At 43.2% G+C, this 24,526-nt stretch carries 22 protein-coding genes and 1 pseudogene; 13 read left to right on the plus strand and 10 right to left on the minus strand.

What is annotated here, in order from left to right; genetic code table 11:
* Positions 1 to 30 precede the first annotated feature (30 nt).
* The 5 genes from DIU38_RS26605 to DIU38_RS26625 all read left to right on the plus strand — a co-directional run bounded on the left by DIU38_RS26605 (position 31) and on the right by DIU38_RS26625 (position 3,755).
* Positions 31 to 765: a hypothetical protein gene (locus DIU38_RS26605; RefSeq protein ID WP_112653113.1), complete on the plus strand. Its 735-nt coding sequence runs from the start codon at positions 31 to 33 to the stop codon at positions 763 to 765.
* A gap of 5 nt (positions 766 to 770) precedes the next feature.
* Complete coding sequence (locus DIU38_RS26610; protein ID WP_146750312.1) at positions 771 to 1,157, plus strand: hypothetical protein; 387 nt, start codon at positions 771 to 773, stop codon at positions 1,155 to 1,157.
* Between the two features lie 55 nt (positions 1,158 to 1,212).
* Complete coding sequence (locus DIU38_RS26615) at positions 1,213 to 2,283, plus strand: serine hydrolase domain-containing protein (RefSeq protein WP_112653115.1); 1,071 nt, start codon at positions 1,213 to 1,215, stop codon at positions 2,281 to 2,283.
* A 13-nt stretch (positions 2,284 to 2,296) separates the two neighbouring features.
* A complete protein-coding gene (locus DIU38_RS26620; RefSeq protein ID WP_112653116.1) occupies positions 2,297 to 2,857 on the plus strand; it encodes a helix-turn-helix domain-containing protein in 561 nt (186 codons plus the stop codon).
* Positions 2,858 to 3,020: 163 nt separating this feature from the next.
* Positions 3,021 to 3,755: a heavy metal translocating P-type ATPase gene (locus tag DIU38_RS26625; protein WP_112653117.1), complete on the plus strand. Its 735-nt coding sequence runs from the start codon at positions 3,021 to 3,023 to the stop codon at positions 3,753 to 3,755.
* Positions 3,756 to 3,947: 192 nt separating this feature from the next.
* On the opposite strand, the gene DIU38_RS26630 is transcribed toward DIU38_RS26625, so the two are convergent.
* Positions 3,948 to 4,178: a hypothetical protein gene (locus DIU38_RS26630; RefSeq protein WP_112653177.1), complete on the minus strand. Its 231-nt coding sequence runs from the start codon at positions 4,176 to 4,178 to the stop codon at positions 3,948 to 3,950.
* 120 nt (positions 4,179 to 4,298) lie between these two features.
* Positions 4,299 to 4,664 (minus strand): response regulator, encoded by a 366-nt coding sequence (locus DIU38_RS26635; RefSeq protein WP_112653118.1) that lies wholly within the window; start codon positions 4,662 to 4,664, stop codon positions 4,299 to 4,301.
* Between the two features lie 208 nt (positions 4,665 to 4,872).
* Here DIU38_RS26635 and DIU38_RS26640 point away from each other — a divergent pair, with 208 nt between their 5' ends.
* Positions 4,873 to 5,883, plus strand: a complete 1,011-nt coding sequence (locus tag DIU38_RS26640) for a LacI family DNA-binding transcriptional regulator (protein WP_112653119.1) — start codon at positions 4,873 to 4,875, stop codon at positions 5,881 to 5,883.
* A gap of 10 nt (positions 5,884 to 5,893) precedes the next feature.
* Here DIU38_RS26640 and DIU38_RS26645 read toward each other — a convergent pair whose 3' ends face one another.
* The gene (locus DIU38_RS26645; RefSeq protein ID WP_112653120.1) at positions 5,894 to 7,795 is read right to left on the minus strand and encodes a 7TM diverse intracellular signaling domain-containing protein; all 1,902 of its coding nucleotides are present in this window, start codon (positions 7,793 to 7,795) and stop codon (positions 5,894 to 5,896) included.
* A gap of 522 nt (positions 7,796 to 8,317) precedes the next feature.
* Here DIU38_RS26645 and modA point away from each other — a divergent pair.
* The 3 genes and pseudogenes from modA to DIU38_RS26660 all read left to right on the plus strand — a co-directional run.
* Positions 8,318 to 9,094, plus strand: coding sequence for a molybdate ABC transporter substrate-binding protein (modA, locus tag DIU38_RS26650; protein WP_112653178.1), 777 nt, complete (start codon positions 8,318 to 8,320; stop codon positions 9,092 to 9,094).
* A 15-nt stretch (positions 9,095 to 9,109) separates the two neighbouring features.
* Positions 9,110 to 9,781, plus strand: a complete 672-nt coding sequence (gene modB, locus DIU38_RS26655; protein ID WP_112653121.1) for a molybdate ABC transporter permease subunit — start codon at positions 9,110 to 9,112, stop codon at positions 9,779 to 9,781.
* Positions 9,778 to 10,267, plus strand: a pseudogene (locus tag DIU38_RS26660) (ATP-binding cassette domain-containing protein); the annotation flags it as partial. The gene modB and the pseudogene DIU38_RS26660, both read left to right, overlap by 4 nt.
* Positions 10,268 to 10,587: 320 nt before the next feature.
* On the opposite strand, the gene DIU38_RS26665 reads toward DIU38_RS26660, so the two are convergent.
* The 3 genes from DIU38_RS26665 to DIU38_RS26675 all read right to left on the minus strand — a co-directional run bounded on the left by DIU38_RS26665 (position 10,588) and on the right by DIU38_RS26675 (position 12,736).
* Positions 10,588 to 11,217, minus strand: coding sequence for a hypothetical protein (locus tag DIU38_RS26665; RefSeq protein WP_091174856.1), 630 nt, complete (start codon positions 11,215 to 11,217; stop codon positions 10,588 to 10,590).
* Between the two features lie 120 nt (positions 11,218 to 11,337).
* Positions 11,338 to 11,616, minus strand: a complete 279-nt coding sequence (locus tag DIU38_RS26670) for a NifU family protein (RefSeq protein ID WP_090532767.1) — start codon at positions 11,614 to 11,616, stop codon at positions 11,338 to 11,340.
* Positions 11,617 to 11,647: 31 nt separating this feature from the next.
* Positions 11,648 to 12,736, minus strand: a complete 1,089-nt coding sequence (locus tag DIU38_RS26675) for an Mrp/NBP35 family ATP-binding protein (protein ID WP_090532765.1) — start codon at positions 12,734 to 12,736, stop codon at positions 11,648 to 11,650.
* A 115-nt stretch (positions 12,737 to 12,851) separates the two neighbouring features.
* Between DIU38_RS26675 and DIU38_RS26680 the strand changes: the two genes are divergently transcribed.
* From DIU38_RS26680 to DIU38_RS26695, 4 genes are all read left to right on the plus strand, one after another.
* Positions 12,852 to 15,104: a transglycosylase domain-containing protein gene (locus DIU38_RS26680; protein WP_112653123.1), complete on the plus strand. Its 2,253-nt coding sequence runs from the start codon at positions 12,852 to 12,854 to the stop codon at positions 15,102 to 15,104.
* A gap of 623 nt (positions 15,105 to 15,727) precedes the next feature.
* Positions 15,728 to 17,605, plus strand: a complete 1,878-nt coding sequence (locus DIU38_RS26685) for a glycoside hydrolase family 30 beta sandwich domain-containing protein (protein ID WP_112653124.1) — start codon at positions 15,728 to 15,730, stop codon at positions 17,603 to 17,605.
* A gap of 41 nt (positions 17,606 to 17,646) precedes the next feature.
* Complete coding sequence (locus DIU38_RS26690; protein ID WP_208057697.1) at positions 17,647 to 18,876, plus strand: family 16 glycosylhydrolase; 1,230 nt, start codon at positions 17,647 to 17,649, stop codon at positions 18,874 to 18,876.
* Positions 18,877 to 18,941: 65 nt separating this feature from the next.
* Complete coding sequence (locus DIU38_RS26695; RefSeq protein ID WP_112653125.1) at positions 18,942 to 19,835, plus strand: hypothetical protein; 894 nt, start codon at positions 18,942 to 18,944, stop codon at positions 19,833 to 19,835.
* A 194-nt stretch (positions 19,836 to 20,029) separates the two neighbouring features.
* Here the strand turns inward: DIU38_RS26695 and DIU38_RS26700 are convergent, their stop codons facing one another.
* The 4 genes from DIU38_RS26700 to DIU38_RS26715 form a co-directional block, all read right to left on the minus strand.
* On the minus strand, positions 20,030 to 21,955 hold the full coding sequence (locus tag DIU38_RS26700; RefSeq protein ID WP_112653126.1) for a glycosyltransferase family 39 protein: 1,926 nt from the start codon (positions 21,953 to 21,955) through the stop codon (positions 20,030 to 20,032).
* A gap of 150 nt (positions 21,956 to 22,105) precedes the next feature.
* Positions 22,106 to 22,936 (minus strand): MlaD family protein, encoded by an 831-nt coding sequence (locus tag DIU38_RS26705; protein WP_090532754.1) that lies wholly within the window; start codon positions 22,934 to 22,936, stop codon positions 22,106 to 22,108.
* Positions 22,933 to 23,724, minus strand: coding sequence for an ABC transporter ATP-binding protein (locus tag DIU38_RS26710; RefSeq protein ID WP_112653127.1), 792 nt, complete (start codon positions 23,722 to 23,724; stop codon positions 22,933 to 22,935). Before DIU38_RS26710 ends, DIU38_RS26705 begins: the two co-directional genes overlap by 4 nt.
* Position 23,725: 1 nt before the next feature.
* Complete coding sequence (locus DIU38_RS26715; RefSeq protein ID WP_090532750.1) at positions 23,726 to 24,505, minus strand: MlaE family ABC transporter permease; 780 nt, start codon at positions 24,503 to 24,505, stop codon at positions 23,726 to 23,728.
* Positions 24,506 to 24,526: the final 21 nt, after the last annotated feature.

Here is a 24,526-nt window from a genome sequence, read left to right on the forward strand (position 1 = left end):
AAATCATAAACCATACAAAAAAATAACGTTATGAAAACCTCTTTAAAAGCAAGAACAATATTATTTAGCCTGGCAGTAACTGCCGGCCTGGCCGTGATCATATCATCATGTAAAAAGGATAACGCATCAACCACAGCAAATACAACAGTCACCGAGGCCGATGCAGCCGAGCTGACTACAAATGCCATTGTGCCATCAAGCGGTGGCTTTGCGGTACAGGTAAACAGCTCAGTAACCGTTTATAAAACCGTAAAGCTAAGCTGCGGCATTGCAAAAGACTCATCTATTACCAAATCAAGTGCAACAGGAGTAAGCCCATCATATAATTATGCGTTGAGCTGGAATTACCTGCTCAACTGTTCGGGCGTTGTTCCTAACGATCTTACCTTCAACTTTACCGGCAGCAGCAAATATGACGGGCCACGTATGTCATCAGAGGATAGCAGTTCCGGAGGTTTTGTATTAACAGGACTGGCCCCAACAGCCTCGGCTTACGTGCTTAACACTACCTATACCCGCGACGGTAGCCAGGTATCGAAGATCGGCCGCAATTATTCTTTCAGCAGCAAATTAATTATCAAATCGTCAGATATCACGGTTGATAAAACCAGTCTCAAAATTTTATCCGGTACAGCGACGGTTACCATTAGCGGCGCTTCATCATCAGGCAAAAGCTTTAACTTTAATGGTACTATTACGTTTAATGGCAATAACAAAGCAACACTGTTATTAAACAGTGGTGCATCCTACAACATTCAATGGTAAACAATATGAAAAAGCTCTTCAGTTTAATAACGGTTTTAACCTTCACACTTTTTATTGGTTCCGCCTTTGCGCAAACCGGTGCCGATCTGAAAAATAAAACACCCGAACAGCGTGCACAGTTTCAAACCGAGATGATGACGACTAAGCTCGAGCTTAATCCCGATCAAACCTCCAAAGTGCAGGCCATCAATTTAAAATACGCACAAAAAATGGATCCGATCATTAAAAGCGATGCCGGGCGGTTCTCTAAATTTAAGCAGGCGAAAGCATTGTTAAAGGAAAAGGATACCGAACTAAAAGGCGTGTTCACCGCCGACCAGTTTAAACAGTACCAGGACTTTGAAGCAGAGATGCGGGATAAGATGAAGGAGAAAAAAGAAGCAAAACAGTAAGGTTTAAAAGGCAGGACGCAATTTTTTCCTAACGCACCTTAAAAATCATCCAAAAATGAAACCGAGACTTTTCCTACTTCTAACGCTTATCAGCCTTTGCGCTATCCCGGCCAGTGCTCAATACAATTTTACCAAAGTTGATAACTGGCTAAATGACCACGCATCCGAAATGGGTGGCCGGGTGGTGCTTGTTGTTTATAAAGATGGCAGGGTGGTTTACAACCACGCAGTTAATGATATGAACATGAGGCAAAAATTTGTTGGCCGCATGATAGCCCGCAAACAAGGCAAAAAGGCTGATCTGGATGATTATACGTCTACCTCAAAGGTGGCTATTGCCAGCTGCAACAAATGGCTTAGTGCCGCTTTGGTGATGACCTTTGTTGATGAGGGAAAGCTAAAATTGACCGATACCGTCGGCAAATACTTGCCTGTACTATCGCAACATGGCAAGGGGGGCATCACCATTGGTCAATGCCTGTCGCACCAAACCGGGATCAAGACGCCGCCATTAAAAGAAAGTTTAGAAGATATGCGCCAGGACAACTCGATGGATGACGCAATAGCCGATATAGCAGCCTTACCGATGGAAGGTACACCCGGCAGGGCTTTTCACTACAGCAATGCCGGCCTGCAAATTGCCGGGGCTATCATCGAAAAAATCAGCGGCAAAAACTTTGAAACCTTATTTGCCGAACGTATTGCCCGGCCGCTTAATATGCAGCATACTGATTTTGGAAATGCCAAAGTAGCCCTGCCCGCGGGTGGGGCCTACAGTACTTCCGAGGATTACCTGAGCTTTTTAACCATGATCATGAACCGGGGCGTTTTTAACGGAAAGCGCATCCTGAGCGAAAATAGTATAGCCCGGATGCAGGAAAACAGGATCACCGCTGACGTTAAGATCGCCTATTCTCCTGCCGAGGCTGGAGGTTTAGGTTACGGTTACGGCGAGTGGGTGTTTGATGCCCATACCGTAAGCAGTCCCGGGTTGTTCGGGAGCTTTCCGTGGATAGACAAGGATAAAAAGTATGCGGCCTTTATGATGACTTTTTATATTAAAAGCGATGGCAGGCAACAGCGTTATCGCGAACTGAAACAACTGGTGGATGAAGCAGTAAAATAGTAGTTTTGCAGCCATGAAGCTGTACATAAAAAACATGGTTTGCAGCCGCTGCAAAATAATGGTGAAAACCGAGCTGGAAAAAGCCGGGCTGCAGCCTGTTTCCGTTGATCTTGGTGAGGTAGAGATTAAAGAAGCCCCTACCCCGGCTCAGCTTAAACGATTGGAGACATCGTTAAATGCCCTTGGGTTTGAGCTCATCGACGATCAAAAGAGCCGTATTATTGAACAGATCAAAACCCTCATCATTGAGCATGTGCACTACGCCGAAACACAATCGCCCTTAAAGCTTTCGGCGCTGCTTACTTCAAAACTTAATTATGATTATGGGTACCTGAGCAACCTGTTTTCGGCTGTAGAAGGCTCAACCATCGAAAAATACTACATAGCCCAGCGTATTGAAAAAGTGAAGGAACTCCTGGTTTATAATGAACTTAGTCTTTCCGAAATCGCATTTCAATTAAGCTATAGCAGCGTTGCCTACCTATCCAGCCAGTTTAAACAGATAACCGGGATGACACCATCTGCCTTTAAAGCCCTTCAGGGTAGTAAACGCACAAACCTGGAAGATATATAAAGCACAAATTTTATTCTGCAATGGTTCGTGTACCCCGATCAAATTGTGGCCGGCTTGCTGAGCATTTCGTGTCGAACCGTAAATCTTATAAATCATACCCATAATACCGTAATACCTTCCCTACCGGCTCATGGTAATTTTGTATCAGTAAATACAAATTATCATGACACATACATATAATATCACCGGCATGACCTGCACCGGTTGCCTGGCTAAAGTGCAGGGCCTGTTACAGCAGGTTCCCAACATTGAAAAAGTTGAGATCTCTTTAGCCGAAGGTACTGCCGACATCACGATGAAAAAGCACGTGCCCACTACCGATCTTAAACAGGCACTTGCTGCTTATCCTAAATACCAGCTTAGCGAAGCAGAGGTACATCATCACCATATGAGCACGACAGATGCTGCTGAAAACCGCACCTGGCTGCAAACCTACAAGCCGATCCTGCTCATTTTTGGTTATATTTTAGCAGCAGCAATAATTGCCGGAAGCCATACAGGCGGATTTAACATCACCACGGTCATGCGCGTTTTCATGAGCGGCTTTTTCCTGGTATTCTCCTTTTTTAAACTACTGGATATCGCGGGCTTTGCCGATAGCTATGCCATGTATGATGTGGTGGCCAAACGCTGGCGCGGATGGGGCTACGTGTATGTTTTTGTTGAACTGGGTTTAGGTCTTGCCTTTGCGCTTAATATTGCGCCGGTAACGGTTAACGCCATTATGGTTGGTGTAATGACGATAAGCCTGATTGGTGTGCTGCAAAGTGTTTTCAGCAAAAGGCAGATCCGTTGTGCATGCCTTGGCGCAGTATTTAATTTGCCCATGAGCACAGTTACCATTATTGAAGATGGATTGATGATTGTAATGGGTTTAGTGATGCTGGGGTTAATGTAAAAGACCTTCAACAGGGTGTCATTTCGATTGAGCGGAAGAGGCATAAGCACCGGGGCGAAAGAGAAATCTTATACGCTGTGAAAGTTCGCTATAAAAGTTTGCAAGCTGGGTGTATAGGATTTCTCCTCTCTCCCATTACAATTCCCCGCCTGTTCGTCGAAATGACAACTTTAATAAGAAATTATTAAGCTCTTACATCCTAAACCGCAAAGCAACCGACCGTCCTAATGCCTGCGCAAACTCGGGGTCAATTACCGGGCCTTCGCCTTTTTGTACCCATACACGGCGGGCGTCTTTTTGAAGGATTATTTTCTCGCCATTTAACAGGATCTCAAGTTCGCCGGTGGTTGGGGTAATTGGCGAGGTATTAATTTGATACACGTGGTCGGTATCGTTAAAAGTTATTCTTAGTGGCAATCCCATCTTTATCTTCTCTACGGTAAACATACGTATCCCATGTTACAAAAGCAACAACAGGGTGGCTGACAATCCTAAATTCTAATTTAACAGACTAATTTACAGATCATTATTTTACACAATTAATCAGGCCGCCAGCAGTAACTGAACCTTATGGATCAGGCTGTTCATGCCAAATGGCTTGTGCAAAACATCATCCGGCGCCCCTTTTTGCGGTTCCTGTGCTTCGGTTTCTTCGTTTTCTGAACAAACAATTATACGAAGATTTTCAGTGGCCCGGTTCAATTTAATGAGCCGGCACAGCTCGCGGCCATCCATACTTTTATTAACAATATCCAGGATTACCAGGTCGGGGTGGCATGCTTTTATAGTCCTGAAAATTTCATGGACATGGGTTGATGAGGCTACTTCGTAACCTTTGCCGAGCAAGATGTATGTCATTACCTCTATCATCAGCTCGTTATCATCAACTATCAAAATTCGTTTTGCCATAAACCCTGCCCTGCTTTCTGTACTAATATTATGCAAACCGCATGCCACTGATTAACTTACAGTTAACCACTTGCCGTACAGTCCGGGAGCCATTCCTGATAAAGCTATCTTTTGTAATGATATTTTGACAATTATAGCCTTAATGTTTAAACACAATTGATCTGTTTTATTACATTTGGCCTATAGGAAATAGATTTAGCGAGCGAAAATGGACAATATCAATATCAAGAAACTGGCAAAGGAACTCAATATCTCCACATCAACCATCTCGAGGGCCTTTAATGGAAACACTGATATTAATAAAGACACTAAAGAGCGGATCTTAGCATACGCCAAACAACATAACTATTTGCCCAACCATTATGCCAGTAACCTCCGCGATAAAAAGACCAACACCCTGGCTGTTATTGTTCCCGAAATAGCCAACGACTTTTTTTCGCAGGCTATCAATGGCATTGAAGAGGTTGCCCGTAAAAAAGGGTTCTACATTTTGCTTTACCGCACCGACGACGTTTTTGAAAAGGAAGTATCGTTTGTAAATTACCTTAACAATGGTAAAGCCGATGGCATTATCATGTCGGTATCCGGCGAGGCAAGCGACCACAACTATCTGCGCCAGCTGGAAAAAAAACATGTACCTGTTGTTTTTTTCGACCGTGTTTATGAGGATATTGAGGCCGCCAAAGTAACTACTAACGACTATGACGCCAGTTTTGCAGCAACCGAACACCTTATTAAAACCGGGTGCAAAAAAATAGCTTACCTGGTGGTTAACAAAAGTATTTCGATAGGTAAGGTGCGGATGCAGGGCTATATGGATGCACTGGCTAAGCACAAGATCGCGTTTGATGATACCCTTGTTATTGATTGCAGCAACGATGAAAAGGAAAATTATAAGATTTTGAAAAAGGCCTTACAGGTAATCAAGCCTGATGGTATTTTCAGTTCGGTTGAACGTTTGGCCTTTGCCACCTACTACGTTTGTAATGACCTTGGCATTTCTATACCTAACGATCTGAAAGTAATTAGCTTTTCAAGCCTCAGGGTAGCCCCGCTCCTTTCTCCCCCTCTTTCAACCATAACGCAACCCGCTTACGAAATGGGCGTAAAGGCTGCAACTTTATTGTTTGATGTGCTCGAAAACAACGGCCTGGCTCCTAAAAAGCAACATGTATTGAAATCAAAACTGTTTATTAGGAAGTCGTCGTCGGGTTCATAGTTCATCATTGCTATGCATTCATGTCGATCACTAATTTACTCCACCCTTTATTCCCCGCGTTTTTGATCTCTTTTTTACGCTGCTCCATTACTTTTTTAATACGCGAGCTGTAAGCCCAACAGGTGCTTTGGCGGATGGAAAGAATTTCGGAAAGTTTATGTGACGAGATCTTACCCTTGGTCGAATACATCAGGAAGATCATATAAAAAGCTTTATTGATAGGGATCCGGGTGTTTTGCAATATGGTGTAAGCTATTACCGACTCTTCATAACCACATTTTGAACACCGGCGACTGTAAGGCAGGTGCCCGCTGCCATAATGCGTATTGCTGCATTTGCGGCAGGCATAACCGTGCTCCCATTTCAAGTCGGACAGGAATTTAAAACAGGTTTCCCTATCGGGATAAATACGGCTAAACTCTTCAAAGTCAACTTCGGTGAGCATTACCCTATCGTGTGTTACTTTTTCAATGTCATTATGAAGGATAATGTTGTCTTTTTCGAGGAGCACATTCATGCGCGAGATCTCTTCGGCCTGTTGTTGCAGCAGCTCATTAACTGATTTTAGCTCCTCATTTTGTTCCGCTATCATTGATGACTTTTCAACCAGCTCGCGGGTGCGTTCCTGCACCTGGGCTTCAAGACTGCGGTTCAGGGTATCTTTCAGCTCTTCGTTTTGCTTCATCTGGGCTATAATATCCTGCTGGGCAACATCCTTTTCTTTTTTAAGGATCCGCACTTTATCTCCTATAGCAAAAGAGATGAACAGCATCTCCATAATAAAACAAATACTAAGACTGTAGTAATCAAACTCGGTAACAGGCAGCCACCAAATATTTAGTGCTATACAGCTTTTAATAACAAAGCCGGTAAGTAAAAACGTATACCCGATAACAAAGAACCGCGCCGGTTTGTACCCTTTTATCAACACATAACAGCCCGCATAAAAAGAAATGCACAGCGGCAAAAACTCGATAATCTTATAGTTAAACCAGGCCATATTAATGGCAATGCAAGCCAGGAAATAAATGCACCTGAAAATGATCACCCACTTGATCACTTTATTTAATCGCGGGGCATTAACTTTTAAATTGAGCAGGCTTTGGGCAAAAAGGATCGCAAAAATACTGGCCGAGAACAGGGCGATACCATACGCATAATTGTTCCAGCCGGGATAGTTTGGCCAGATGTACTGGTAAGCTATGCCATCGGCACACATTTCATAAAGGCCAATACTTAAGTTATAAATGATGTAATACAGGTATTGTACCTGGCGCATGGCTATGAACATCATGAAATTGTACAGGCCAAAAACCAGGATCATACCGTAAAAAACACCAAAGAAAAAATATTCGTCGAGCGCGTAACCAATAAAGCGGCTTACCGTACGCAATACCATGATCACATTAACCGAGTGCCCCGAACGGATGCGGATATAATAAACATCATCGGGCCCCTGGCTGCTGTTGATATTAAAGCTAAAGTTTTTGTGTTTGTAAAAGCGCGCGGCAAAAGGACGGCTACTGCCAAGCGACGTTGCCCGGTAAGTATTTTTAACGGGCGAATAAACGGTAATACTATCGATAGTTTGATCAAAAAACTCCAGGATCCAGTTGTTGCCGGTGGCATTGGCCTTGCCAATTTTTATGCGGTACCAGTAAGCCGAATTGTTGTGATGGGTAACCGGGGTAGGTTCATGGTTAACTGCGAATTTGCCTGCTAAGTAAGCCTCGCGAATACCGTCGAGGCCGAGTTTTCCGGTTGTGTCCTCAAAATAAACAATCTGCTTATATTCAAAAATGTGCTGGTTTACTTTGTCGCTTATTTGAACCGTGGTTTGAGCTATGCCTGTTGAAAAGCATAAGCAAAACAATATAATACCGATAAAAGATCTCAGTAAAAGTTTAAACATAGGCTTGGGAAATGGATGTATTCCGCACCTGTAATGGTGGTTTCACTACAGGCGCGAAAAAAATGGTTGTTTGGTTAGCGTCAGGCCGGATACAATTATAATATTTTTATTTTTCTATTCCTATTAAAAGTACATTAAACAGTTATTTAAAATGTTAATTTTTAGCTATTTGTTGTTAATATCCGGGAATTACCATACATAAATAGTTATAAGCCCATTTATTAAAGTGTTCGAAGCGGTTTTCCATCTATTTCATATTAAAGGGCTACGCCTAAAAAACAGCAATGGCATTTCTCATCAGGCGTATTTTTAAAGCCGGCGCACGCGGCGCCTGACCGTTTTATCATTGTGAAAATTTGATTTATCAGATAACTTAACATGACTAATATATGAACCGCTATTGGTTATAACAAGCGTATATTTGTAGTGTTAGGGGCATCAAAATATCGCTTTTCAAAAATCACGATGTGCTTCATTACCAAAACGAAAACTGTTGCCTGCAAGCTAAAAACTATAAAACCGATGCAAAGCGAACATTACAATACCGGGCTAAAAAAAAGCATTCTTTTTTTATTCGCCCTGCTATTTACAGCAAGCTTAACCGTAAACGCCCAAAATATCCGGGTTGCGGCAGCTGCTAACCTGCAGCCGGTAATGGCGGTTTTACAAAAAGATTTTAAGCAAAAAACAGGAATTACTATTGATGTAGTTATCGGTTCATCGGGTAAGCTGGTAGCTCAGATCAGTAACGGCGCGCCGTTTGATGTGTTTTTATCGGCAGATATGACCTTTCCCGAAACACTGTTTAAAAATGGTTTTGCAAAAGAAAAACCGGTAGTGTACGCCTCGGGCAGCCTGATCATTTGCAGTACGCAAAACATTGGTTTTGAAAACTGGGAACGCCTGCTGCTTTCGGCAAGGATAAAAAAAATCGCCATAGCAAATCCGGCTATAGCGCCTTATGGTAAAGCTGCCGAGCAATCGCTCAGGGATAAGGGGATTTTGGATGATGCCAAATCGAAGGCCGTTTATGGAGAAAGCATATCGCAGGTAAATACTTACATTACCACAGGCGTGGCCGATATCGGTTTCACTACCCAATCGCTGGTAAAGGAACTGGGAAATAAAACACCGCTGTTTTATACGGTCGTCGATCCCAAAACTTACGACCCCATACTGCAGGGCATCGTGATCCTGAAACACGGAGCGGTTAATCCTGCGGTCGGAAAATTTTACCGGTACATTTTAAGCCCGGCGGCTAAAAGTATTTTTAAAGCGTATGGTTATAGGGTACAATAATTTGTATTTTTATCGATGGACCTATCGCCCATATGGCTCACATTAAAATTAGCAGGCATCACCACGCTTTTGCTACTGCTTATCGGGCTGCCATTCGCCTGGTGGCTTTCAAGAGGGCGGTCTTTTATCAAAATCGTTGCCGAAGCAATTATTACTATGCCTTTGGTGTTGCCGCCATCGGTACTGGGCTTTTATCTGCTGCTGGCTTTTAGTCCGCAGCATGGTTTAGGGAAATGGCTGCATGATACTTTTGATGTACAACTGGTTTTTTCCTTTCCGGGGTTGATCCTGGCATCGGTAATTTACAGCGTGCCTTTTATGGTTGGGCCGGTAAAATCGGCCTTGCAACAGTTACCCGGTTCGCTGACAGAAGCGTCATACACATTAGGTAAAACCGAATGGCAAACGTTTAGGTATGTACTGCTGCCCAACATCAAACCATCATTATTAACCGCCGCAGTTTTAACCTTTGCCCATACGCTGGGCGAGTTTGGTGTTGTGCTGATGATTGGCGGCAATATCCCCGGTGTTACCCGTGTAGCTTCTATTGCGGTATATGATTCGGTAGAGAAGATGGACTATGTCTCGGCCAATAATTATTCGTTGATTTTATTCTCCATTACGTTTATTTTGGTGATAGCTGTTTTTATATTCAATAAATACCAAGCGAAAGGCCCTTTAGCATGATCAGCGTAGATATTGAAATAAAACTGAAAGCCTATCATGGCGGGCAATTGCTGAAAGTAAAACGGCAGTTTGTTTCCGGGAGCGTTACCAAAATTTGGGGGCCTTCGGGGTCCGGAAAAACTACATTGCTTAAAATGATAGCCGGTCTGTCATCGCCCCGAAAAGGGAAGATCATAGCGGACGAAATTACCTGGTTTGATCATGAACAACCGATCAATTTATCGCCGCAAAAAAGGCATATCGGCTTCGTATTTCAAAACTACGCCCTGTTCCCAAACATGACGGTGCAGCAACACCTGGAGTATGCCAGCAATGATACCGGCTGGATAAAGCGCCTGCTGCAATTAGGACAACTGGGTAACTTTACCACTCACAAGCCCGATCACTTATCCGGCGGGCAACAACAGCGGCTGGCGATTTTGAGGGCATTGGCTACCAAACCAAAGCTGCTTTTAATGGATGAACCGTTTTCGGCATTGGATAGCAAGATGAAAACTTTGCTGATGGAAGAACTTAAGCCGCTAATTAAGCAATTGGGAGCCACAACAATTATTGTAAGTCATAATTTGCAGGAGTTGGAAATATTTGATGGTGAGGTGATGGATTTTGAGGGATTGGTTTAACCCTTTTTATAAGCATTCCACCGCCCCCGGTTTCAGCCGAATGGCAACTATTAAACGGCCTCTGGCCGCCGAAGTTGATATACTTAAGTTAATAGAAACTGGTTGAACTTTAGCCACAGCAGCCGGAGGCCGTCGCGATAACTACCATTCGGCCGGAGCCGAGCGGTGGCGTTTAAATCTTGATTACTTACTACTCTTATCTCCGTCAGATATCGACTTGATGAGGCTACCCCATGCCAGCGGGTTTAACAGCGGATTAGGAGTAAGCGAGTGCGAATTCAGGATGCTGGTGTGCATAGCCTGCGCATTGGCCGATTGTATTTCCTGGGCATCGCGGGGCAAAGTATTGTACAGGGCCGATAAGGTTGCCTTGCTGATATTTTTGCGGGCAATCTCCAAATCGTCATCGGCAAGTTTTATAGCCAGGAAATCTTTTTTAAACTCATCGGTGGTGGCCCATGGAAACACGTGAAATGTAGGCAGGTTGATGATCTGCGCTTTCAGGGATACCTGGGTTGTATAACTTTCGTTTGGCAGATTGGACGGGATAACCACGGTAACCGGGGCATAGCCAACGCAGGTGAAGCGAAGTGTATCGCGCTCATGTACAACAAATGAAAAGTATCCCTTATAGTTAGATACGTTAATGATATTATGTGCCGAAGTATTGGTAATGGTTACATAAGGGATAGTGATCTTTACGCTATCGGCATTATGAGTAATACCGGTAAACTGCACAACGGGGCGGTCTTTGCTTTGTGCAAAAGCGCCCATTGAAACAAATAACAGCAGTAAACCAAATAAATATTTCATAAAACCATTAACTACTTAGCTCAACATATATTACGCTGCGAGCACCAAAATAGTTTTTAAACTTCATCAAAAATAAGTCATATCCCCCAATTGAACCGGGGATTTAACAAATCTTAACAACTACCTTAAATTTTCGGGAAGCACGGCATTGGGATCATCAATGTCCGTTAGGTTTATGGCCTCAATGGCAGTAATTTCGGGCACAGCTTTTTTAATAGCCTGCTCAATACCTGCTTTAAGGGTCATGATACTCATTGGGCATGATCCGCATGAACCCAACAACTTTAATTTAACAACATTTTCAGGAGTTATCTCCTCAACAGAAACATTCCCCCCATCAGCCTCCAAATACGGACGGATAGTATCTAAAGCTGCTTCAACCTGATTTAATAAACTCATTTTTATTAATTTATAACGTTATGTAAAGTTATTAATTATTTACAATATTTTCTGCACTCAATGCTTTGGCATTTGATATGGCCACCTGCTGGGCAACACGCTCGGCCATTTTCACAAAAGCAGCGGTCATCGGGCCGTCTTCTTCAAGCACTGTCGGCTTACCGGCATCGCCCGAATCACTGATGCCTTTAATCAGCGGGATCTCGCCCAGGAACGGAACATCAAGCTGTGCCGCCAGTTTTTGTCCTCCGCCTTTACCAAATATATAATACTTGTTTTCGGGCAGTTCGGCAGGTGTAAAGTACGACATGTTTTCAACCACTCCCAGTATAGGCACATTAATAGCTGGCATCATAAACATACCAATACCTTTTTTAGCATCGGCAAGGGCTACGTTTTGCGGCGTGGTAACAATTACAGCGCCTGTTACCGGGAAGCTTTGCGTTACCGTGATGTGAATATCGCCCGTACCCGGAGGCAGGTCGATCACCAGGTAATCCAGCTCGCCCCAGTCGGCATCATTGAACAGTTGTTTTACAGCGGTGGATACCATCGGTCCGCGCCATGGCACCGGCTGATTAGGATCGGTAAAGAAACCTATCGACAGCAATTTAATGCCGTATTTTTCAATCGGCTCAATTCGGGTTTTGCCATCAACCTGGCTGGCCATTGGGCGGGCGCCCTCCAGGCCAAACATAATGGGTACCGATGGGCCGTAAATGTCTGCATCGATCATCCCCACCTTTGCGCCCGATTTCGCCAAACCCAAAGCAAGGTTTGCCGCAACCGTTGATTTGCCAACGCCACCTTTGCCCGAAGCTACGGCAATAATATTTTTTACACCCGGAACCCCGGTGTTTTTTTGAGTAGTTACACGCGAGGTCATATTGATATTGATAACAGCCTCTTTGCTTACAAAATGCAGGATAGCATTACGGCAGGCATTCTCAATCATGGCTTTAAGCGGGCAGGCCGGCGTAGTCAGGATCACCGAAAAGCTAACGTTGTTGCCATCAATATGAATATCCTGGATCATATTGAGCGTTACCAGGTCTTTTTTCAGATCCGGCTCTTCAACGTTGCCCAGTGCCTGTAAAACTTGTTCTTTAGTAATTGTCATAATATGAGGCAAATTTATGAAAACAGGTGGTTGATTAAGTTTATCAGGAAACAATTTGCAAAAACAACCGTTTGCAGGGGATAAGATTTAGTTTAGTTTTGGATAAAATTAACAAATGAAGCGCCTTAATCCTAAATATATACGCATAGCCGCATACATTCTCGTTCCCTTAATTCTTATTCTGCTTATCGGCGGATATGTTGCCTACTCAAAACGTGGAGCCCTGCTCGAAAAAGCCATTGACAAAGCTAAATTAAAAGCAAAGAGGGATTATAATTTAGATGTAAAAATAGGATCGGCTAAGTTTACCGGCCTCAGCACCGTTTCTTTCTCGGATATCAGCATCGTACCGGATGGTCGCGATAGCTTATTGAACATCAAAAACTTTGTGGTAAGCGTACGGATAATGCCACTGGTGCTTGGTGAGGTAAAACTATCAGATGTGGTATTACAGGATGGCTTCATTAGCCTTGTTAATAAAAACGGCGTTAAGAATTTCGATTTTCTTTTCAAAAAGAAAAAGGACTCAACGGCTACAGACACCAAAGCCGATTTGAGCCATCTTGCCGATAACCTGATCAACCAGTTGCTTTATAAGATCCCGGATAACTTATCGCTCCATAATTTCAGGATCAGTTTTAAGAGCGACAGTGATCAGCTTAAACTTTTAGCGCAAACAGCACTGATCAAAGACGGGCAGCTTAGCTCAACCATAAAGGTTAATGACGGGGAAGCCACCTGGCATTTCGCCGGCAAAATGCACCCTTCGGATAAGGATATCGACGTAATGCTTTATGCCGATGGCAAAAAAGTAGAGCTGCCTATCATCGAAAAGAAATTTAACCTGAAGCTTAATTTTGATACACTGCAAACAAAACTGACCGAGGAAGACCACAGCAGCGGTGAAACCAGGATCTCGGGTTCATGGTCGGTTAAAAACCTGCTTATCCGTCATCCGGGCATTTCGTCTACTGATATTGTATTCCCGGAAGCGGCTATTGATGCTGATGTTAAAGTGGGCACTAATTACATATCCATCGATAGTACTTCGCTTATCCATATTAAAAAATTAACGGCGCACCCATACATTAAGTATACGCTTAACCCGGTAAAAATTTATGAGCTGAAGCTCAATACCGGCTGGCTTAATGCGGCTGATATTTTCGATTCGTTTCCTACGGGGATGTTTGACGCCCTTGACGGCATCCAGGTTGCGGGCAAGCTGAATTATCACATGAATTTTTACATGGATTCATCAAAACCCGACGATTTAATATTTGATTCGGGCATGGATAAAGATAACTTCCGGATCCTGAAATTTGGACGCACCGATTTAACCAAGCTTAACAGCCCCTTTGTATATACACCGTATGAAAAGGGCAAACCAATGGCCCCACACCTGATAGGTCCCGAAAACCCGGAGTTTACGCCGCTGCAGCAAATTTCGCCCAATTTGAGAAACGCGGTAATGACGGCCGAAGATCCATCTTTTTACACCAATCATGGCTTTGTAATGGAGGCCATCCGTAAATCAATAGCTACCGATTTTAAAACAAAAAAATACAAACGCGGCGGCAGCGGCATATCGCAGCAGTTGGTAAAAAACGCCTACCTGAGCCGGGAGAAAACCCTGTCGCGCAAAATAGAGGAGATCCTGATTGTATGGCTTATTGAAAATAACCGCATCATGACCAAAGACAGGATGCTGGAGGTTTACTTTAACATTATTGAATGGGGCCGTAACATTTACGGTATCGGCGAGGCCTCGCATTATTACTTTGGCAAATCGCCGTCTGAGCTTAGTTTGGGAGAAAGCATTTACCTGGCCAGCATTGTCCCCTACCCTAAAGGCGGTTTATACGCCTTTCAGCCTGACGGCACCTTACGACCGGGACTGCATGGCTACTTTAACCTGATTGGTAAACTGATGGCGATGAAGGGATATACCGCCCGGGATACCAATGCTTATGGATTTTACGAAGTGCGGTTAAGGGAAGGTCTGCGCCGCCAGATTGCCCCTGTTGATACTGCTACTGCCGATAGCCTTATGAAACAAGGCGGAGCAGATGACGATGGTATTTTGCCAGTTGTTGAAGAGCCGGTAAAAAGGCCTAACTTTTTCCAGCGCCTTTTTGGTAAAAAAGACACCACCGAAGAAAAGGCCGAGGAAAAATTGAAACAAAAAGAACAAACGATAAAGGAGCAGATCAAAGCCCAGATAGAAGCACTTAAAGCCGAATATAAACTCAAGATTGACGCTGTTGATACCACCGGCGGCCGGACACGAAAAGAAGTACGGCAGGAAAAACGGCGGCTGAAGGATGAAGAACGGGAAAAGGAAAAAGAATTGAAAGATAAGATGCCGTAACTGAGCGTAAACGCGATGAAAACGGACATTCTGCTTGGCAGAATGTCCGTTTTTGCGTCTTCCCTTTTTTGGAGCAAGTCTTTTGCGGCTGGCATAAGGGATGATGACTTGCGCTTTCTGGAAAAAGTTAAATTGATACGATACCTCAACCTCCAATTGTATCGTCCTAAACAGTTTACAGATTAATTCATATCTAAATATATCCGCGCATATATAGCCGAGGCCTACCCTCCCTCTCTTTTTTCCTTAAAATTAATTGCGAAGTAAGCGTATCACAAAAAAAATTTCATCGCAACAGAAACGTTGCACAGGCCATTTAAACTAATTTTTGTCCTTTTTAAGACTGCGATGCAAGCGTATTAAATCGTTCATAATACACTATAAATCAATTAATTATGAACATTTTTCTTGATTGATCCGTTTAAATTACTGTAGATTTGTAATGCCAATTTTAAGCTACGCATAAGCCTGCTTCATGGAAAACAGTAACGGTCGGGCGTATTTGCCCTGACAAATACTTTGATGTAATTAAGCAACAGTTAAATATTGTTACAAATATTGAATTGTTGCATAGGGGCTTATGTGATATTTTTTGAATATCAATCAACTAAATAAACAACTCAATGAAAATCAATTACCAATTAAAGCGGTTCGCAGTCCTCACCCTGCTCTCCGCCGCTGTTTTTTGCTCCTGTAAAAAGAATGTGAACAACAACGAAGCACCCAATCAGAAAACAAGCGGCACCGTAGCGCGGGCCGCTAACGAAGTAGTGAACGCCTGGGTTACCACTGCCGATCAGTCAAAGCTTTTACAGGCGCAAACCAGCTTTAATTTTGCTGCCGATGCCGGTACTAACGCAACAACCATTACAGTAGACGAAAACCAAACCTACCAGGGAATAGACGGTTTCGGCTTCACCTTAACCGGGGGCAGTGCCGGATTACTTAACGGCCTTGGCGCCAACCAAACCAATGTGCTTAACGAGCTTTTTGGCACAGCTAACGGCCAGATCGGGATCAGCTATATCCGGATCAGCATCGGTGCTTCCGATCTTAGCTCAAGCGATTTTACTTACAACCAAACGGCCGGCGATTTTAACATGAACAACTTCAGCATCAGCGCCGAAAACCAGGACCTGCTGCCGATCCTCAAAAAGATCATCGCCATAAATCCGTCTATCAAAATTATAGCCACTCCCTGGACAGCCCCTACCTGGATGAAGGTGAACACCACCGGCAACAACGGCTACACAGGCGGCAGTCTCAATACAGCAGCAGGTTATTATGACGCCTATGCCCGCTATTTTGTAAAATACCTGCAAGCCATGCAGGCACAGGGGATTACCATTGATGCCATTACCCCTCAAAATGAACCGCTTAACCCATACAACAACCCAAGTATGGTAATGCAGCCGGATGAGCAGGCCAATTTTATTAAAAACAACCTCGGCCCGCAAATCAGGGCGGCGGGCTTTCAAACCAAAATCATTGCCTATGACCACAATACCGACAGGATTGATTATCCCGAAACCGTGTTAGCCGATGGCGGCGCTAATCCTTATGTTGACGGTTCAGCTTTTCACCTGTATGCGGGCAATATCAGCGCCCTGACTGATGTACACAACGCCTATCCCAACAAAAACGTTTATTTCACTGAGCAATGGGTTGGCGCACCAAGCAATTTTGGCGGCGATTTGTCATGGCATGTTAATACACTCATTATTGGCGCTACCCGCAACTGGAGCCGCAATGTTTTAGAGTGGAACCTGGCCTCCGACCCAAATAACAACCCGCATACACCGGGCGGCTGCAGTACCTGTTTGGGAGGTATCACTGTTAGCGGTACTTCTATCACCCGTAATGTTGGTTATTACATTATCGGTCACGCATCGCGTTTTGTACGGCCCGGAGCTGTGCGGATTTCTTCCAATTTATCAGGCAGTATCCAAAACGTGGCCTTCAAAAATTCCGATGGCAGCAAGGTACTCATCGCGCTTAACAATGGTTCATCAAGCGTAAGCTTTAAAGTTAAATGGGGTGGCGAATCTTTTACTTACACTTTAGCCGCGGGCGCTGTAGCAACCTTTAAATGGACCGGCACCCAAAGTTCAGCATCAGGCCCGCCCATAGGTTCAATCATCACTTTTAAAGGCTTTAATAACCTGTACGTAAGCAGCGAAAACGGCACGCAGGCCATGAATTGCAACCGGTCAACCGCCTCAGCATGGGAACAATTTACCGTTGTTGATGCCGGTGGGGGCAAAATAGCTTTGATGGCCATGAATAAATACGTATCGTCAGAAAACGGGACACAGGCCATAACCTGCAACCGCACAACCTTTGGCGACTGGGAAAAATTTGACTGGATCCCCACAACCGATGGCAAGGTTACCCTCCGCGGCAATAACGGCAAATTTATATCCAGCGAGAACGGTACACAACCCATGACCTGTACCCGTGCAACAGCATCAGGTTGGGAAGCTTTTGGTGTAAACCAATAATTACCTGCAAAACCAATTAATTATTCACCAATACCATCATTATGAAACAACTTTTAAATTTTGCGAAGAGTGCCGCTACTGCATCGGCATTCATGCTTTTAATTTCGTCCTGCAGCAAGGACCTGAACAAAACCTCACCTACCATTAAAACAGCCGATGAAACGGCAGGATCAACAACCACGCCAAGGGCAGGTACACTGGTATGGAGCGATGAGTTTAACGGCACCAGCGTTAACACCAACAACTGGAACATTGATAACGGCAACCCCAATGTCAATAATGAAAAAGAATATTACCAGTCGGCAAACGCAACGGTATCAGGTGGTTTCCTTACCATTACTGCCCGCAAGCAATCCGTTGGAGGCCAGCCTTATACATCGGCCAAATTGACTACAGCCGGTAAATTCCAGCCTACCTACGGTCGTATTGAGGCAAGTATCAAGTTGCCGGCGGTACAAGGTACATGGCCGGCATTTTGGATGCTGGGCGCAAACATCGGAACCGTAGGCTGGCCACAATGCGGCGAAATAGATATCATGGAGCAGGTAAACACCTCCAATACCATTTTGGGCACTATGCACTGGTACAACAACGGCGGCCACGTGCAATATGGCGGCAGTACCACCACCACGCCAACAGGTTTCCATACCTACGCAGTTGAGTGGGATACCAATTCTATTCGCTGGTATGTGGATAATACGCTGTATGTAACCGGTAATATTTCCAATAATATCAACAATACCGGCGCATTTCATAATCCTTTCTTTATTATCCTTAACCTCGCCATCGGCGGAGATTTGCCGGGTAACACCATCAATGATAGTGCTTTGCCTTGCAACATGGTGGTTGATTATGTACGGGTTTATGACATGTCAGGTAGCAGTACTACGCCTCCTATTGGTCAAACTATCACTTTAAAAGGTTTTAATAACCAATATGTTAGCAGCGAAAATGGCACACAAGCCATGAATTGTAACCGTGCTACAGCATCGGACTGGGAGCAATTTACTGTAGTTGATGCCGGGGGCGGTAAAGTTGCTCTTCAGGCGATGGGTAAATACGTATCAAGCGAAAACGGTACACAAGCCATTACCTGTAACCGTACTACCATAGGCGACTGGGAAAAATTTGACTGGGTGCCTACCACCGATGGTAAAATTACTTTCAGGGGCAACAACGGCAAGTTTATTTCCAGCGAAAACGGTACACAGCCCATGACCTGTAACCGTGCAACAGCATCGGGCTGGGAGGCTTTTGGCGTAAACCAGTAATTTAAAATGATATATTTAGCCTGCTCTTTTTAAAAGGGCAGGCTTACTTGCTATATAAACCTGCCATGAAAAAATTTACCGGCTTTTGCTTTCTGTGGTTAATAATAGGCTTGCATAAGTTATATGCTCAGTCGGCCGGGAGCAAATTGGAGTTTAATCTTACCGATGGCTATCAGCGCGAGAATTTTCACTGGTCGATAGCCGGTAATAGCAATGGTCAAAGCCCTAATGTTTTTTCGGAACTGAAATGGACAAAGCTGAGCGGGCAAAGTGTTGAAACCTCATTACAATATAATGTATATCAACGATTTAACATTTATGCAGATTACGCCCGGCAGTTTATAACCTCAGGTACGGTAAATGATGCTGATTACAGTGCCGATAACCGCAGCAATAATACTTATAACGAAACTTTTGACGCTGGCAAGGGGAGCACACAGGGCTGGGCGCTTGGCGCAGGTTGCAAATTAGTTGATAATGAGCAATTTATCTTTATACCTTATGTGGGATATAGCGATAACCGGCAATCCCTTTATTTATATGGTAGTGGTAACCGCTTTCCGGGCTTGAACAGCAGCTACCAAACCCAATGGAAAGGTGTATTCATTAAGGCCATTGCATCTTTAAAACTTACTAAAAAGCTGAAAGTTAATACCGATATCACCTACAACCAGGTAGGTTATAATGCCTGGGGCAACTGGAACCTCATTACCACTTTTCAACACCCGGTTAGCTACCGGCACCATGCTAATGGATATGGATTAAATATGAACGGCTCATTGGCTTATTCAATCACAAATCACATAGCCATTCAGGCCGGCGGTGGATATCTGCACTGGCAAACAGGCAATGGTACTGATGAACTTTATCTCAATAGTGGCGAGGTGGATAAAACACAGATGAACGGTGCGTATAGGAATGGGTTTAGGGTATTTGGGGGAGTTATTATTTCGTTGTAGGTGAAAAGGTTCCACGTGGCACACTGGAGCGATGACAAACTCGGACGCGCGCGAATTAAACACTATCCTTTCATTCTTATTATCAGGTGCTTATAAAGCAGTATTTTTGAAGATAGCTTAAATGCCGACAGAAATAGGGCTCATTATAAGCTGGCATCATCTATATATTTAAAATACAACCAACTGATCTAAAGTTATTTATATAAAAAAATAATTTTATTCTTTACCGATTGGTTGTAGAAGCGCCTTCCATTAAAATCCATGTAAGGCTTATTAATAATAGTAGAAACTATACAATCAAGTTTTTCGGGTGTGACATACAGCTTATTTGACACATTAGCTACGTTAACATAGATGGGGTTTATTGGCCTGCTAAAACAGTCTTTAAACAAAGGGTATTGCCAGTCATCTATCCCGAGGTTAATGCCTATATTACTGTAGTTTGAATCTTTAATAGATTGATATACTGCATTATATTCCTTGTATGATCCGGGTTTGTTTACAAAGTACTGCTGGTAACGAGGTTGGTTTATAATATTGGTATAAGGCCTGAGGCTGTTATGAAGCACAACCAACAACGCATACACCAAAAATAGGGGGACTATACCATTAAATAATTTCTTAAATAACCTGAAATTGTTCAGAGCAGAACAAATTAACGGTATCGAGAGCAGGAAAAACGGAATATGAAGCCTTGAATGCCAGGGCTGCCATTTTAAATATAAGCAGAACAACGAAACCTGGAGCATAATTATCACCATTAACCATATAACATATTGGTTCATCTTTTTTCCCTTACTGAAAACCCCTTGAATCACTAACATCATAAAGGCGGCAAACGAAAAAATAAAATGAAGCATATTAGGTGCAGTATCCTCGTTGGTAACCGGGCTTTTTGTGCTGAATTTATTATTACGATAATTAACGGCAGGATCATTGATATCAATACCTACTATACGATGGAATTTATAAATAGCACTATCTGATACTTGTGCAACGTCACCAACATACATCAGGCATAAATGTAAACCCGCATTTTTTATGCAGTTTGATAAAAAGAACCCGGCGTTCATTTTTTGGTTCGAATACTCTTTTGATTCCTGTTTATCAAGGCCTAATATATTGCCCCACAACTTATAATTGCGGCTATAATGACCTGCATTTACCGACAAAAAGCACAGTACAGCAACAAGCGAAAACCACAAGTAATTGTATTTAAATGTTTTACTAAAATTTATTACAACGGTAATAATTGCGAAGAGAATAATCGGGGTAAGGTATAAATAACCGGTGCCTTTAGTAAAAACACTTAGGCCGATTGAAAAACCAAAAAAAATAAAATGTTTGAATTTACAGGTTTTTGCAGCCTCTATGGCAAAATACAAAGCTGATATTACGAATAGCGATATTACAACATCATTTTGAGTACTTGAAGCCTGCAAAATAACTTCAGGAACAGTGCAGGCTAACAATATCCCGGCTATTTTATATTCGCGCCCAAGGCCAAGCTTTTCAATGATTAGCACTATAGCTAACACCACAAATAAAAAATAAAAGAACTGTACAGCATTTGAAAGATAATCTCCCCCCGATAACAAATTGATATGCATTATTACATATTCGGCAAAGGGGGGCTGATAAAGCTGGCGTGTAATATCAGTTGCATAATGATCTACCGATTGATGACTTACCCAACTGGTGATCCTTGCGAGGTGATAAGTCATGGAATCCCAATTATTTGGAGGATATATTATGCCCTGGATAAAAATCAATATCAGCATAAGCGCAATCCCAGCCATTAACGTAAGTTGAAGTTTAGTTAATGTTTTTAGTTTTTTACCTGTGTCAAGCTTTATATTATTGATGAAACTAAAAAACCTGCTTTTATTCAAATACAGATAAACTGCATTGATAACACCAAACAAGCCCCATGAAATTAATATGCCTAAAAAGTTTAACCGGTGCAGGCTACTTAACAATTCGGTAATGAATACTATTAACACAGAAAACAATATTATACTGATCAGTAGGATCTCTTTTCTGCTATTGCCTGGTTTATAATAAATACCCAGGCTAAAAAATATCAATATAAAACCGGCAAAAAGGAGTAATACAGGCATAGCATTGTAATTAACTACCGGGTTGTACCCGGCTTATTATTCTGCAACAATAATAGGTTTTTAAATTAACGAATGCCTTTGAAAAATATAACCTTTGAAAACTGCTCGGTGTCAATTAAAATGCTTTTAACTTAACTACCTGGCAAATCATCAATTATTATCCTTCTGCTTATCAGCAGCTTCCTTAGCAGCTTTTTCCTTTTGCTTCTGAGCTTCTTTTGCTGCTTTCTCTTTATCCTCTTTAATCTTCTCCTGGGCTTTTTTAATGCTGTCCTGCCTTTGTTGTTCACGCTTCTTCTTCTTGTTAAAGAAACCTCTCAACAAAAAGTTATGCTGAGCTGCGGTAAGGTCCTCATTAAGCGTATTGGTTGTAGTATGGACTGTTTTGATAGTAGTACGGGCCTGTTTAACAGTGCCTTCCAGGTCGCGCGCCATTTTGTCGCTGTTCAACAGGCGGCCAATACTGCCCTGCCCATTATTAATCTTGGCGACTATGCCGGTTAAATTTTCGGTTAATGATTCGGCGTTATCGGCCACGCGGGTAAGTTTATTAATGATCTTGTCTACGTCGACCGGGTTTATCGAACTTAAACGGCCGCCATCTTCAATCTCCTCGTGGCTAACAATACCGCCGGGCGCTATTACTACCAGCTTATCCCCCATCAAACCATCACTGCCTATGCTCAGCTTCGAATCTTTTTTTATAAACTTTTTAACGCTTTTATTCAGTGTAAGGTCAACCCGTACCGAGCTATCGGTCACGATATTAATAGATTGTACCACTCCCACATTAATACCCGCAAAGCGTACATTATTACCCACCTGCAGGCCACTTACGTTTTTAAACCGGCCATAAACATGAAAGGTAGAATTGAACAGGCTTTTTTGGTTACCTATTAAAAAAATAGCTACCAACAACACTGCTAATCCTAAAAAGGTGAACAGGCCTATTTTTATTTTTTGAGATGATGTGGTTTTCATGCTGATACGTTAAAAAATGATCTGACCATTTCGTTATCCGATTTTTCGAGTTCTTTGTACGAGCCCTCGGCTATATATTTACCATCATCCATTACCAGGATCCGGTCGGCCGTAATGCGGGCGCATTCCATATCGTGGGTAATGATGACAGATGATATTTCATACTTCCGTTGCAGCCGGTTAATCAGTTCACTGATCTCGCGGGATGTTATAGGATCAAGCCCGGTAGTGGGCTCATCATACAACATAATTTCGGGGTTAACAATTAGCGTACGGGCCAGCCCCACCCTTTTCCGCATCCCGCCCGACAGATCTGATGGCATTTTATCTATGGCATCAAGCAAACCAACTGCATCCAGTACACCTTCAACCTTTTTATTAATTTCTTTCTGGTCTTTGAGCTTCAATACCCTGGTAAGCGGAAACTCCAGGTTATCCCTTACCGTCATGGAATCATACAAGGCACCGCCCTGAAAAAGGAAGCCTATCTTTATCCTAAGCTGTTTAAGCTCATCATCATCCATCGTGGTAATATCTTCACCAAATACTTCCAGGCTGCCGCCATCGGGCTGTAACATACCTACAACGCACTGAATAGTAACCGATTTTCCCTGCCCTGATTTCCCCAGTACAACGATATTTTCACCCTTTTTTAAGTCAAAACTGATATCCTTAAGCACCTGCTTTTTACCAAAGGACTTTTTTATCCCCTTTGCACGGATCACCACTTCTTTTTTTTGAGCTGGTTGTTCCTTTTCGTCTTCAGTATGTTGGTTTGTTTCTTTCATCTCATTTATAAAATAACAAACTGGTGATCTGAACGGCTATCGCATCAATAATAAAAATCCACAGCGAAGCAGTTACCACAGCCGAGTTTGCTGCTATGCCCACACTTTCAGTTCCTTTATCCGAGTGATAACCTTTATAACATCCCACAAAACCAACCGCGAAGCCAAAAAGCACCGTTTTGGCAACTGCAGGCAGCAGATCCGAAAAATCGAGCGAGGCTATACATTTATTGAAATAGAGGGAAAAACTAATGCTATCGGTGAAGTTGAGCGCCAGGAAACCGCCAAAAAGCCCAATAGCATCGCCTATAACGGTTAATAGTGGAATCATAAAGCTGGTTGCCAGTATGCGCGTTACTACCAGATATTGGACGGGGTTTGCGCCCGATACTTCCATGGCATCAATCTGTTCGGTAACTTTCATACTGCCCAGCTCGGCCCCAATACTCGATGCTATTTTGCCGGCACAGATAATAGCCGTAATAACAGGCCCAATTTCGCGTACAAGGGCTACCGACAATGTTTTAGGCAACATGCTTTCGGCGCCAAGATCTACCAGCGATGGTCTGAGCTGCAAAATAAGCACCAGGCCCATAATAAAGGAGGTGATACCCACCAGCATCATAGACCGGTAGCCTATTTCGTAGCATTGCCTTACAAACTCCGACCATTCAAAGCCGCCGGTAAATATATTGCGGAAAAAACGCGAGAAGAACACCACATAGTCGCCTATGCCTTCCAGCCATTTCCTCCATCCGCTTAGTTCCTGCTGTGCTTCCATCAGTGAATCTTAAATTATAGT

The sequence above is a fragment of the Mucilaginibacter metallidurans genome (genome assembly GCF_003286435.2).
In the GTDB taxonomy this organism is placed as follows: Bacteria; Bacteroidota; Bacteroidia; order Sphingobacteriales; family Sphingobacteriaceae; genus Mucilaginibacter; species Mucilaginibacter gossypii.